Here is a 12,545-nt window from a genome sequence, read left to right on the forward strand (position 1 = left end):
CCTCTCCTTTTCATTATTCATCATTTTTTTTATGTAGAAGTGAATGTTTTATGTTTTTATCCTATATGGAAAAAGTAGGGGCTATCGAATTATATTATGGTTTTTAGGGGAAGATTACAGTTTTATCCCGCTACTTGTAGGCAGTAAGACCACTACCTCAAGATTCAGAGAGGGGTAAGGAAGATAGGTGATGGAGAACTGATGGAAGATTCACTTTATATGGTTACTGTTTTTTCTGATTTTGTATGTTTGCATGGGAAAATAATAAACCAAAAGCAATGATCTATTTTTAATCATTGCTTTTGGTTTTCTATAAGGATAAAGCATCTTTATTTTTTAAATCGATACGGGACAGTTGAAACAATAACATTCTTTTTGTACAAAAGATATATCCTTAGTAAAACACTCGATTGGTTATGCAAAAAGTTATGCCAATTTTTTTTCGTAATAAATTGTGGGATGAGAACGGTAACTGCATAATGTTCCTCGTTTGCTTTATCTTGAATTGTAGTTACTAATTTTTTTATGGGTCTCATTAAGCTTCGGTAAGAAGAAACCACTGTAACAAGACGAATATTGGGTTGCCACGCCTTCCATTTCTCCTGCATTTTAATCTCGCTTTCTTTGTCGAAGGCCACGTAAACAGCGATGACAGTATCTCCAATAGATTCAGCGTAATTGAGCGATTGTTCCACTACCTTTGTAATTCCAGCAATAGGTACGATGACGACGTTGCCCTCGATTTTTTGAGGTGATTCATTAGGGTTTATACGTAGTTGTTCACCTACCGCGTCATAATGTTTATAAATGCGATGGAAGGTAAAAACAATAATGGGTAAAAATATGAAAATGGCCCAAACTTGCATAAATTTTGTAACGAAGAAAATGAGCAGTACGGTTAAGGAAATGAGTGCTCCTAATAAGTTAGTGAGTAATTTTGGTAACCACCCTTCTGGTTTTTCCCGAATCCATTTTATAATCATACCTGTTTGTGACAAGGTGAAAGGGAGAAATACACCCACTGCGTACAATGGAATTAAATGTTCGGTTTTCCCGTGAAACGTAATAATTAAAATAATGGAAGCAAAACTGAGTGTGATAATACCGTTTGAATACCCTAAGCGATCACCACGCATCAAATACATGCGAGGCATATATTTATCTGATGCTAAGTTGTAAGCTAACAATGGAAATGCTGAGAATCCGGTATTGGCAGCTAACACTAAAATAAGAGCAGTTGCTCCTTGAATAAAGTAGTAAACAAAGTTTCTTCCAAATACATTGGAAGCGATTTGAGAAACAACAGTTTCAGTATGTTTAGGAGCAATGCCGTACCAATATGCTAAAAAGGTAATGCCAGTGAATAAAACGGCAAGAATCGCTCCCATCATGACTAATGTATTGGCAGCATTTTTAGCAGCGGGTTCTTTAAAGTTTGGAATGGCGTTGGAAATTGCTTCAACACCCGTTAATGCAGAACACCCGGATGAGAATGCCTTTAATAAGAAGAATAATGTAATTCCAGGTACTGCTGTACCAATAGGTGTGTGCAAAGTGGCCGGTGCTTGTCCAGATGTAATTTTAAACATCCCAACAATAATTAAAATAACGAGCGCTAGCACAAAGAGATAGACAGGATAAGCTAATACAGTGGCAGATTCCGTTACCCCTCTAAGATTGAGAATTGTAATAAGAATAACGAGTATAACAGCGATAGGAATGGTGTACCGATGTAAAGTCGGAAACGCAGATGTAATGGCATCTGTTCCTGCTGATACACTTACTGCTACGGTAAGGATATAATCTACCAACAATGACCCACCGGCGATGAGGCCTGCATTTACGCCTAGATTTCTTTTAGAAACTACATAAGCTCCGCCCCCGTGTGGGTAAGAATAGATAATCTGTCGGTATGATAAAATAAGTGCTGCCAATAGAACTAAAACACCGACAGCGATAGGAATGGAGTACCAAAATGCAACTGCTCCAATTGTTACAAGGACAATTAATATTTGTTCTGTTCCATATGCAACTGAGGAAAGCGCATCAGAAGACAGGATAGCCAGCGCTTTTAATTTATTTAACTTCTGCTCTCCTAATGCTGTTGATTTTAACGGTCTCCCAATTAAAAATCTTTTGACTGTAGAAAACATATTTACACCACCAATATGCAAAATTTCCATGAATAGATACTATGTAGTATGAGCGTCTTGTAGCCAAATATTTAGTAAGGAAAGAGGTAATAAATGGGGAGTTTTTATTTAATGGGACATTGTGTAAAACAGAGAAGAATAAAAATGAAATACAAACAACTTTTTTATAATTAAAACATGGAATTTCTCTTTGTTTTTATTCACCACCACTTACCTCTATTCATACAATATCATGACTAAATAAACACCCAACTTACACATATACAGCTCTGGCTTAAGCAAGGAGGGTTATACCAATTGAAGGAAAAAGAATATCAATCCAAACCGTTGCTCACAAAAAGAGAAAGAGAAGTGTTTGAGTTACTTGTTCAAGATAAAACAACAAAAGAAATTGCAAGTGAACTTTTTATTAGTGAAAAAACCGTACGTAACCATATATCAAATGCAATGCAAAAGCTAGGGGTTAAGGGACGTTCACAAGCGGTTGTTGAGCTCCTTCGTATGGGAGAGCTTGAATTATAAGGGATGAAGCCGGCTTTTATATAAGTAAAAGCCGGTTATTTTTGTATCTTGCAAATTACTAGAAAAAGGAGGAGAATAAAAAGGTCTAACATGTACATAAAGTGAAGCTTCTATCAGTGGGGGATCTTTATTTCCAAACTGATGGAAAGCTCTTACCAATCGGGCTCTTATGGGCAGTTATCTTCTTCCTCCCTTCTTTGATTTCTCGGAATCTTGAATTGGAAGTTTTACTGCCTGTTAGAATGGGATGAAGTGAACCTTCTATTAGTCTATGTATGTTGTACTGATGATGAGTGCACGATTTGGGAATGTACGCTTAGATGATGAAAGAGAAAACGGGGCGATTGTTTTGAATAGAGCGATTGGTGTAATTGATTCAGGTGTTGGTGGATTAACAGTAGCGAAAGAGTTAATTCGGCAATTACCGAAAGAGCGAATTATATATTTAGGAGATACAGCACGTTGCCCGTACGGTCCGCGATCGCGTGAAGAAGTGAGACAATTCACATGGGAAATGACAGAGTATTTATTGGCGCAGGATATTAAAATGCTTGTCATTGCTTGTAATACTGCGACAGCAGTTGTACTTGAAGAAATGCAAAAAAAATTGTCTATCCCAGTGGTAGGGGTAATCCACCCCGGTGCGCGCACTGCACTTAAAATGACAAATACGTACCATGTTGGTGTAATAGGTACGATTGGAACAGTGAAAAGTGGTGCGTATGAAGAGGCACTAAAATCAATTAACAACCGCGTATTAGTAGAGAGTTTAGCTTGCCCACCGTTCGTTGAGCTTGTAGAAAGCGGGAATTTTGAGAGTGAAATGACGTATGAAGTGGTAAGAGAAACGCTACAACCATTGAAGCAAACTGAAATCGATACGCTGATTTTAGGATGTACGCATTATCCAATTTTAGGGCCAGTTATTAAACGGGTCATGGGTGATTCTGTGCAATTGATTAGTTCAGGTGATGAAACAGCTCGTGAAGTGAGCACCATTTTATATCATAGTAAGATGCTGCATGACAGAGAAGAGCAAAGTGATCATCTTTTTTTAACAACAGGAGAAATTGATGTGTTTAAAGAAATTGCTTCCAAATGGTTTGGGCAACCAATTGAGAATGTGAAGCATATCATTTTATAAAGAGGCTGTTTTCATAGCTATCAAATTGAGAGAATAATATAAAAAGACAAAAAGACCATCCTTATTCAGTGTGTATCTGAAAATGAAAGGATGGTCTTTGGTTTTACTGAATTGTACCCCGAATAGTAGCCACTTTGAGGGAAAGTTCATTATTTGGGTTGTAGTGTAGTTCAAGGGTGAATGAAAGTTACTGCTCGTAAGAGTCTGATTAGTTGAACTTTATAAGTTGTGAAAGAACAGCTGTTAGTTTTTGTTTGATTTGTTTTGCAAATGCTGGATCTTTACCTGAAGTAGATATACTTACAATATACTCGTTATTTCGAATAATTGCGGGTGTGTGAAAAGATGATTGCGTACCATCACTTACGATATTAACCCACTGAAAATCATGTGCTGCTTGTTTGACCATCATATTTACATCGTGATGATTTGTTGCAGCATAAATGAGATGAGCATCTTTTATATCTTCCTCTGTAAATGCTTTTTGTTTCCATGTAATATAGGAGAGCTTCTCCATTTCCTCACAAATGTCTGGACTCACAACAGTGACAATGGCTCCTGTATCCTTTAATCCAACCGCTTTTCGGTATGCGATTTTGCCACCGCCGATGATGACAACGATTTTACCTTGTAGATTAAATATAAGAGGATATAGGTTGCACATGTATATATTCCTCCATTCGTTCTAATAATGCGGACTTCATATAGGGATCAAATTGAAGGCAGTTGCATGTTGTAACGTTCGTATATGTGTGTGCATGGCGCTCAATTTTCCGAAGTAGTAATCCAGTAAAGAGAAGGTATGGCATGACATATACATGTTGAGCTGATGATGCTATGCCATTGAGTTCTTCGGTAAAAGAAGGTGCTCCTTTTGTTAAAAAAGAGCAGGAAACGGGCATGCCGATTTTTTGCTCAACTGCTGCTCCGATTTGCTGCAATTCATGTATAGGCTGAGGATCACTACTACCTCGGCCGACGAGTAGAATTTCGCTACCTTGTGTGTGCATGGCTTCCTGTATTCTTTTGATTACAAGTTCAATCATGAACGGGTGTGTACTAAAAGGTGGTACAACTGAAAATGTAATATGCGGATAGCGCTTTTGTATTTGCTCAATTTCAAAAGGAATGTCACGTTTATAATGAGCAGCTGCAAATAATAAAATAGGGACAAGTAAAACTTCAGTTGCTCCGTCTAGAATCGCTTCTGTAATCGCATCCTGGACAGTTGGTGTAGTGAGTTCAAGAAAGCCAATTTTTTGGATATTTTCACTCCGCTCTTTTATAACGGACTGGATAAAGTGAATGAATTGTTCATTTCCTTCTTGTAATCGGCTACCGTGCCCAATATAAACAATCCCTTTCATTGTGCCGCCACTTCTTTCTCATTAAAAATAGCTTGTAATTCATAATCAATGTTCTGTAATCCGACTTTATTTGCATACTGCAAAGTGAGTTCATCTGTATACGAGAATGGTAAATTGAAAATATGTGTGAAACCAAGACGTTTAGCTTCTGCTATAAATGTATCAATTGCGGCGCGCCCTTCAAATACAATGCTATCCCATGTAAATTCAGAGAGCATACGTGTATGAATTTCATCAAAACGATGATCTATTTTATATTCATGCGTCATTATATAAGAACCGGGGCCGATTTTTTCTTGAATAACGGCAATTCGATTGATGTTTCGCCCTAAATACACAGTTGATTCTGTAGAAAATTTTGCTGGTTCACCGAAGAGTCCATATTGCATAAGTGCCTCTTGAGTGCCGCTATTCATATACTGCAGTTCCCCCTGCAAGGAACGAACATCTTTACGATGTTGTGCACATGATTGCAACAAAATTGCTACGCTTTCGGCTGAACAAAAAACAAGACGTTTAGCGTCAAATATTTCACGGAGTTGTTCCTGTGTTAATGTGTATTCTTGTTTTTTGAAAGTTGGAATCTGATATGTCTCTGCTCCGGCTTCTTGTAACTTTTGCTCTGCTTTACTTATTTTATTTGATGAAGAGGCGAGCAAAACTTTTTTTCCGTGTAGTGGCTTATGTTCTTTCCAAGCAATTTGTTTTCGCAAGGATACGACATCTCCAACAATTGTCATGGAAGGATTTGAAATGTGTTCTTTTTTGACTCTGTCAACAATTGTGGATAGAGTACCTGTAACGACTCGCTGTCTTCCTGTTGTACCCCATTCAATGACTGCTACTGGTGTATTTTTTTTCTTTCCTGTTTGTAATAAGTTTTCACAAATGATTGGTAAATTTTTAATGCCCATGTAAAAGGCAACAGTATCACTATTTAAGAGTGAGTTGTAGTTTACATGATCCTGAATCGGTCCCTTTGTATGACCAGTTAGTAATGTCACACTATTACTGTAATCGCGATGGGTGAGAGGGATGCCGGCATACGCGCTAGCGGCGATGCTAGATGTAATACCTGGTACAATCTCATATGGAATGTTTTCTGCTGCTAAAGCGGCTGCTTCTTCACCAACTCTGCCAAAGATAGAGGGATCTCCGCCTTTTAAGCGAACAACGGTCTTACCTTCTTTGGCAGATTGAAGTAAATGAGCGTTAATCATTTCTTGGCGCATAATATGATTTGTTGGCATTTTTCCGCAATAGACAAGTTCACATGTTGACTTCGTATAGCGAAGTAAATTTTGATTCAATAAGCGGTCATATAAAACAATATCTGCTTTTTGTAAACACTCCATCGCTTTTTTTGTAATAAGCCCTTCATCACCAGGTCCTGCACCGACTAAATATACGTATCCGTTCATCTCTACACCTCATCTGTTTTTACTGGAAAGGAAGCCGAGAAGAGGCTTCCTTATATAAGCTACATGTATATATAAATATCGCCATCAATAACTTGTACTTCATACGTTTGAATGCAACCATCATCAGGTTTTTGTACTTCACCTGTTAGTAATGAAATTTTCCAATCGTGCAGTGGACAAAAGACAAATTCACCAGAAACAATTCCTTCCGCTAAAGGTCCATTTTTATGAGGGCACCGATTTTCTACAGCACGAATGTCGCCGTTTGCAAGGCGAAATAAGGCAATAGACATATCCTTTATTCGCACTTCCTTACCAATTTGTACGGGAAGATCTACAGCATGCATGATTTTTATTTTTTCTTTCGTTTGTAACATACGAATCGCTCCTTACTTTACAATCTCTACTTCATACATCGTTTTTAATGATTGCGTTTCTAGTGCTTGTCCCCAAGCCTCTTCATATGTGCTACGTGCTTTTTGGAAACGTTCATATAGCATAGCGACCATATTTTCATCTTGCAGTACTTCTTTTATGTGGTGTAAGCCCATTCGCTCTACCCAAGGAGCTGTACGTTCGCCGTAAATACCAGTTTCACGATAGTATTGTACGTAAGCTGTGGCAATGCGAAGTACATCTTCCTCCGAAGGGACAATCATTACAAAATCAGCTTCACGCACTTCTGTACCGCCATTACCACCGATATAAAGTTGGAAGCCATTTTCAACACAAACGACACCGAAGTCTTTCGTTAATGCTTCCGCACAGTTACGCGGGCAACCTGTTACACCCATTTTCATTTTATGTGGTGTATCTACCATTTCTAATGACTGTTCAAGCAACATGCCAAGTCCTAATGAATCTTTTGTACCGAAGCGGCAGAAACGAGATCCAACGCAGGATTTTACATTGCGAAGGGACTTCGAGTAGGCATAGCCAGAGTTCATACCAAGGTCGGCCCACACTTTTGGTAAATCTTCTTTTTTAACCCCATATAAACCGATGCGGCTTGCGCCTGTTATTTTCACGAGTGGAACGTCGTACTTCTTCGCAACTTCTGCAATTTTCATTAAATCATCTGCTGTTGTAACGCCGCCGTACATACGTGGAATAACAGAAAATGTTCCGTCATGTTGAATATTTCCATTCATTCTTTCGTTAACGAAGCGGGATGCTTTATCATCGGCATACTCTTCTGGGCAGGCCATACGTAAATAATAATTTAATGCAGGCCGGCATTTTGAACAGCCTTCTTCGTGTGCGAAGTCAAGGACGTTTCGCACTTCTTTCGGTGATTTTAAACCTTTCTCATGAATTGCTGCTACAACTTCATCGCGAGATAATGTTGTGCACCCACACATACCTGCAGCCTGAGTAGAAGCATCAAAATTATCTCCAAGTGTATGAGATAGAATTTGTTCAACAACTGGGCGACATTTACCGCAGGATCCTGCAGCTTTTGTGCATCCTTTTACTTCTTCAAATGTCGTTAGGTCTTGTTCTAAAATAGCGTGAACAATGGCTCCTTTTGTGACACCGTTGCATCCGCAAACAGTTTCATCAGCACTCATACTTGCAATATCAAGTCCGCTATCTTCACCAGCTTTGTGAAGAAGAGAGGCGGGTGTATATTCTTGTATATCTTCTTCTTTTTTTAACATGCTGAAGAGGCGTGTGCCGTCAGCTGTATCACCATATAAAACAACACCAACAACTTTATTGTCTCGGATTAGTACTTTTTTATAGGAACGTGTACATTCGTCAAATATGGAGATTGCTTTTGTTACCTCATCTTCATAAATTTGACCAGCGGAGAATAAATCGCATCCCGCAACTTTCAGTTGTGTACCGACGATGCTGCCTGTATATCCATCTGTTTGTGTATTTGTAATCTGTTTTGCTAATACAGCACCTTGCTCATAGAGCGGTGCAACAAGACCATAGGCAACCCCTTTATGCTCTGCACATTCACCAACCGCATAGATGGATTGGTCATTTGTTTGCATATAGTCATTGACTATAATGCCGCGGTTCACAAGTAAACCAGCGTCTTTTGCTAACTGTGTATTTGGGCGTATTCCAACAGCCATGACGATTAAATCACAATTTACAATATCGCCATCTGCAAATTGAATGCCCTCAACGTGGTCTGTACCAAGAATTTTTACCGTTTTCTTTTCCATAAGGAACTTCATACCTTGTGATTCTAAGTCTTCACGCAGTAATGAAGCTGCCTTAGCATCGAGTTGTTGCTCCATTAAGTGTGGCATTAAGTGAACAACATGCACGTCCATTCCTAAATCAATAAGCCCTCGTGCGGCTTCTAAACCAAGTAATCCGCCGCCAATGACAACTGCTTTTTTATATTGCTTAGCCGTATCCATCATAAATTGTGTATCTTCGATTGTGCGAAATCCTGTTACACCAGGGAGATTTGAACCTTCCACAGGTAAGATAAAAGCACTGGAGCCTGTTGCGATAATGAGCTTGTCGTACATAACAAGACGATTCTTTTCTGTAACAATGACTTGTTCTTCCCGATCAATATGAAGTACTTTTTCATTTGTATACAACGTAATATCATTTTCTTCGTACCAACTGTATTCGTTCATAATGATATCTTGCATATTTGTTTTTCCTTGTAGGACGTGGGAGAGCATAATACGATTGTAGTTCGGGTGCGGTTCATCTCCAAAAATGGTAATGTCGTATAACGTATTGTTTTGTTTTAAAATTTCTTCGATGCAGCGTATTCCAGCCATACCATTCCCAATCATGACTAAACGTGTTTTCATATTCATGTCCCTTCTTGTATGTGAAATATTTAACAAACTTTGATACTTGTATTATAAAAGTTTTAGAAAATAAGGAGATGTGATATTTATCACAGTTTTGGAGGATTCATAAATTGTTCAAATTTGCACATAATTTGCTGTAATCTCCTTTTACATTTGATAATTTTATCTTACTAGTTGTAGGTAGTAAGACCCCACTTCAAGATTCAGAGAAACTAAAAAAGATGGATGGGGGATGAAGCCTCAACTAATGAAAATTTCACTTCATCCCGCATTAACGGGCAGTAAGTCCCCCACCTCAAGATTCAGAGAGAAGCAAAGAAGATAGGTGGGGGAACTGCCCGTAAAAGCCCGATTGGTTCAACTAACCATCAGTGAGGGATAAAACCGCACTGATGGAAGTGTCACTTTATCGCGAAAGAATAATACGGAGACGTTAGTAAAGAGACTGAAAATATTCCAATAGAGGTAAGGAGTAAGTTTTTGACCATGATATAAAACTTTGCGCAGGTATTTTTTAGAAGAGATAAGTTGTCATCGCTTGTTCTAAAGTGAAAGTTGAGCTCGTATACATGTAGTACAAACTTAGATTTTTAGGAGGAAAGCGTATGCCTAAATCGACTTTCAAATGGCTTGTTTGTGCTACATTAAGTACAGTTTTATTAGCAGGATGCGGATTGTTTGGTAAGGAAAAAGGAACAGAGCAAATTGATCCACCTAAGAAAGTTACCTATACAGACGGTGAGAAGAAAGAAACAGCGAAGCAAGGGGAAACGATAAAACAAGATTTATATCTCGTAGATAAAAATGGTTATGTTGTGCCGCAAACGGTGCAGTTACCTGCTCCGAAAAATAATGCGGTCATTAAGCAATCATTACAATATTTAGTGAAAGATGGACCAGTAACAAATTTATTGCCAAATGGATTTCAAGCTGTACTTCCCGCAGATACTGAAATGACAGTTGATGTGAAAAACGGGACAGCGGTTGTTGATTTTTCTAAAGAACTGAAAAATTATAAAAAAGAAGAAGAACGCCGTATTGTAGAAGCAGTTACTTGGACATTAACGCAGTTTAAAGAAGTGAAGAATGTGAAGTTTCGTATGAATGGGCAAGATTTAGCGAAGATGCCTGTTGCTGGTACGCCGATTGGTAATGGATTAAGCCGGGCAAATGGCATTAACTTTGATGATGAGCAAGTGGCTGATATTACAAACACAAAACCAGTTACGTTGTATTTCTTGGCGCAAAATAATAAACAAAATTATTATGTACCAGTAACGCGCCGCGTTGCAGAAGGAAAAGAAAATGAAGTCGCGACAATTGTAAATGAACTTGTAAAAGGACCAGCGCATCAATCGGCGTTAACATACGACTTTAATCCAGATGTGAAGCTAATCAATGAGCCGAAACTTGAAAAAGGAACGGTGACGCTAAACTTTAATGAAAATATTTATGGGAATAAAGGTAAAAGTATGATTTCTGACTATGTACTCCAGTCTCTTGTATTAACTTTAACGGAAAAACAAGGAGTAGAAAATGTGTTAATTCAAGTGAATGGAAAAGCGAATCTTGTTACAGAGAAAGGTGATAAATTAATAAAACCAGTCGCTCGTCCGCAAAACGTGAACACAGGTAGTTTTTAAACAGAAATAATTTGATATACTTAATTTATGAAAAGAAGGGGAACTCCCCTTCTTTTATTGTCATACATAACATAATTTTTAAATTGGCTATACTAACATGTAGCAGTTATAAGGGGGTTATTTTTATGCGAGTAGATGGTAGACAAGCATCAGATTTGCGCCGTGTACATATTCATACGAATTATTTAAAACATCCAGAAGGATCAGTATTGATTGAAGTTGGTGATACGAAAGTTATTTGTACAGCAACGATTGAAGAAAGGGTTCCGCCGTTTATGAGGGGCGAAGGAAAGGGATGGGTTACAGCTGAGTATTCCATGCTTCCTCGTGCAACAGAACAGCGTACCATTCGTGAATCGAGTAAAGGAAAAGTAACAGGGCGCACAATGGAAATTCAACGTTTAATAGGACGAGCATTACGTGCTGTGGTTGATTTAGAAGCGCTCGGTGAAAAGACGGTTTGGATTGACTGTGATGTCATTCAAGCTGACGGCGGAACGAGAACTGCTTCTATTACCGGTGCGTATGTTGCGATGGTATTAGCGTTTGAGAAGCTTGTAACAGCAGGAAAAGTATCAAAAATTCCAGTGAAGGATTACTTGGCAGCAACGTCTGTTGGAATCGTTGATGAGCATGGTGTTGTGTTAGATTTAAATTATGCAGAAGATTCTAAGGCAAATGTCGATATGAATGTCATTATGACAGGCAAAGGGCATTTTGTTGAAGTGCAAGGTACAGGAGAAGAAGCGACATTTAGCCGCGGTGAATTGAATGAATTGCTTGATGCAGCAGAATATGGAATTTTACAGCTTATTGAAATGCAAAAAGAAGCGTTAGGCGATATTGTAACTCATATGGAATAGAGGTAAAAATATGAAACAAGTTGTAGTAGCGACAAAGAATGCTGGGAAAGTACGTGAATTTGCGGAGCTATTTGAAAAGTTTGATTTAGAAGTAAAATCACTTTATGATTTTCCTCATATTGAAGAAGTAGAAGAAACTGGTGAAACGTTTGAAGAGAATGCCATTTTAAAAGCGGAACATCTGTGTAAACAGCTAGATGAAATTGTCATTGCGGATGATTCAGGTTTAATTGTAGATGCCTTGCAGGGGAAACCAGGGGTTCGTTCGGCTCGTTATGCAGGAGAGGAAAAGGATGATCAAGCTAACATTCAAAAGGTTCTAGAAGAATTAAAGGATATTTCAATGGAGAAACGGACAGCGCGTTTTTATTGCGCATTAGCCGTTGCGTTTCCACAAGAAGATAAAAAACCATTGATTGTAAACGGAACGTGTGAAGGGAAGATTTTAGAACAACAGCGCGGGGAAAATGGCTTTGGTTATGATCCAATCTTTTATGTAGAAGAATACAAAAGCGCAATGGCAGAATTGTCATCCGATGAGAAAAATAAAATTAGTCATCGCGGGCGTGCTCTTCGTAAATTAGAAGAAAAAATTCCAGTATGGTTTTTAGGAGAAGAATAATAAGGGAGCGAA

General features: G+C 38.4%; 11 protein-coding genes. 5 read left to right on the forward strand and 6 right to left on the reverse strand.

The window, feature by feature from the left end; genetic code table 11:
- Positions 1-329: 329 nt before the first annotated feature.
- Positions 330-2,153: an APC family permease gene (locus ACTDJC_RS01440; protein ID WP_440602502.1), complete on the reverse strand. Its 1,824-nt coding sequence runs from the start codon at positions 2,151-2,153 to the stop codon at positions 330-332.
- A gap of 297 nt (positions 2,154-2,450) precedes the next feature.
- Here ACTDJC_RS01440 and gerE point away from each other — a divergent pair, with 297 nt between their 5' ends.
- Positions 2,451-2,675, forward strand: a complete 225-nt coding sequence (gene gerE / locus ACTDJC_RS01445; RefSeq protein WP_020060005.1) for a spore germination transcription factor GerE — start codon at positions 2,451-2,453, stop codon at positions 2,673-2,675.
- Between the two features lie 289 nt (positions 2,676-2,964).
- Positions 2,965-3,819 (forward strand): glutamate racemase, encoded by an 855-nt coding sequence (gene racE, locus ACTDJC_RS01450; RefSeq protein WP_301287724.1) that lies wholly within the window; start codon positions 2,965-2,967, stop codon positions 3,817-3,819.
- A gap of 208 nt (positions 3,820-4,027) precedes the next feature.
- Here racE and ACTDJC_RS01455 read toward each other — a convergent pair whose 3' ends face one another.
- From ACTDJC_RS01455 to nirB, 5 genes are read right to left on the reverse strand one after another with little or no spacing between them, the layout of a single operon-like run.
- Positions 4,028-4,483: a precorrin-2 dehydrogenase gene (locus ACTDJC_RS01455; RefSeq protein WP_098305145.1), complete on the reverse strand. Its 456-nt coding sequence runs from the start codon at positions 4,481-4,483 to the stop codon at positions 4,028-4,030.
- The gene (locus tag ACTDJC_RS01460) at positions 4,455-5,186 is read right to left on the reverse strand and encodes a sirohydrochlorin chelatase (protein WP_440602503.1); all 732 of its coding nucleotides are present in this window, start codon (positions 5,184-5,186) and stop codon (positions 4,455-4,457) included. The genes ACTDJC_RS01455 and ACTDJC_RS01460 overlap by 29 nt, the downstream gene beginning before the upstream one ends.
- Positions 5,183-6,607, reverse strand: a complete 1,425-nt coding sequence (locus ACTDJC_RS01465) for a uroporphyrin-III C-methyltransferase (protein ID WP_440602504.1) — start codon at positions 6,605-6,607, stop codon at positions 5,183-5,185. The genes ACTDJC_RS01460 and ACTDJC_RS01465 overlap by 4 nt, the downstream gene beginning before the upstream one ends.
- Positions 6,608-6,666: 59 nt before the next feature.
- Complete coding sequence (gene nirD / locus ACTDJC_RS01470; RefSeq protein WP_098305139.1) at positions 6,667-6,984, reverse strand: nitrite reductase small subunit NirD; 318 nt, start codon at positions 6,982-6,984, stop codon at positions 6,667-6,669.
- Between the two features lie 12 nt (positions 6,985-6,996).
- Positions 6,997-9,402 (reverse strand): nitrite reductase large subunit NirB, encoded by a 2,406-nt coding sequence (gene nirB, locus ACTDJC_RS01475; protein ID WP_440602505.1) that lies wholly within the window; start codon positions 9,400-9,402, stop codon positions 6,997-6,999.
- Positions 9,403-10,010: 608 nt separating this feature from the next.
- Between nirB and ACTDJC_RS01480 the strand changes: the two genes are divergently transcribed.
- The 3 genes from ACTDJC_RS01480 (at position 10,011) to ACTDJC_RS01490 (ending at position 12,533) form a co-directional block, all read left to right on the forward strand.
- A complete protein-coding gene (locus ACTDJC_RS01480; RefSeq protein ID WP_429706414.1) occupies positions 10,011-11,048 on the forward strand; it encodes a GerMN domain-containing protein in 1,038 nt (345 codons plus the stop codon).
- A gap of 125 nt (positions 11,049-11,173) precedes the next feature.
- Positions 11,174-11,911 carry a ribonuclease PH gene (gene rph / locus ACTDJC_RS01485; protein WP_098305133.1) on the forward strand — a complete coding sequence of 246 codons (738 nt, stop codon included), beginning with the start codon at positions 11,174-11,176 and terminating at the stop codon, positions 11,909-11,911.
- Between the two features lie 10 nt (positions 11,912-11,921).
- On the forward strand, positions 11,922-12,533 hold the full coding sequence (locus ACTDJC_RS01490; protein ID WP_098305131.1) for an XTP/dITP diphosphatase: 612 nt from the start codon (positions 11,922-11,924) through the stop codon (positions 12,531-12,533).
- The last annotated feature ends 12 nt before the right edge of the window (positions 12,534-12,545 follow it).

It is taken from the genome of Bacillus sp. GB_SG_008 (assembly GCF_052038115.1).
In the GTDB taxonomy this organism is placed as follows: domain Bacteria; phylum Bacillota; class Bacilli; order Bacillales; family Bacillaceae_G; genus Bacillus_A; species Bacillus_A rhizoplanae.

Coding starts and splice junctions, on each gene's coding strand:
- rph (WP_098305133.1), top strand. CDS start 11,174: ATGCGAGTAGATGGTAGACAAGCATCAGATTTGCGCCGTGTACATATT.
- ACTDJC_RS01465 (WP_440602504.1), bottom strand. CDS start 6,607: ATGAACGGATACGTATATTTAGTCGGTGCAGGACCTGGTGATGAAGGG.
- racE (WP_301287724.1), top strand. CDS start 2,965: ATGAGTGCACGATTTGGGAATGTACGCTTAGATGATGAAAGAGAAAAC.
- ACTDJC_RS01460 (WP_440602503.1), bottom strand. CDS start 5,186: ATGAAAGGGATTGTTTATATTGGGCACGGTAGCCGATTACAAGAAGGA.
- ACTDJC_RS01480 (WP_429706414.1), top strand. CDS start 10,011: ATGCCTAAATCGACTTTCAAATGGCTTGTTTGTGCTACATTAAGTACA.
- nirB (WP_440602505.1), bottom strand. CDS start 9,402: ATGAAAACACGTTTAGTCATGATTGGGAATGGTATGGCTGGAATACGC.
- ACTDJC_RS01440 (WP_440602502.1), bottom strand. CDS start 2,153: ATGTTTTCTACAGTCAAAAGATTTTTAATTGGGAGACCGTTAAAATCA.
- ACTDJC_RS01490 (WP_098305131.1), top strand. CDS start 11,922: ATGAAACAAGTTGTAGTAGCGACAAAGAATGCTGGGAAAGTACGTGAA.
- ACTDJC_RS01455 (WP_098305145.1), bottom strand. CDS start 4,483: ATGTGCAACCTATATCCTCTTATATTTAATCTACAAGGTAAAATCGTT.
- nirD (WP_098305139.1), bottom strand. CDS start 6,984: ATGTTACAAACGAAAGAAAAAATAAAAATCATGCATGCTGTAGATCTT.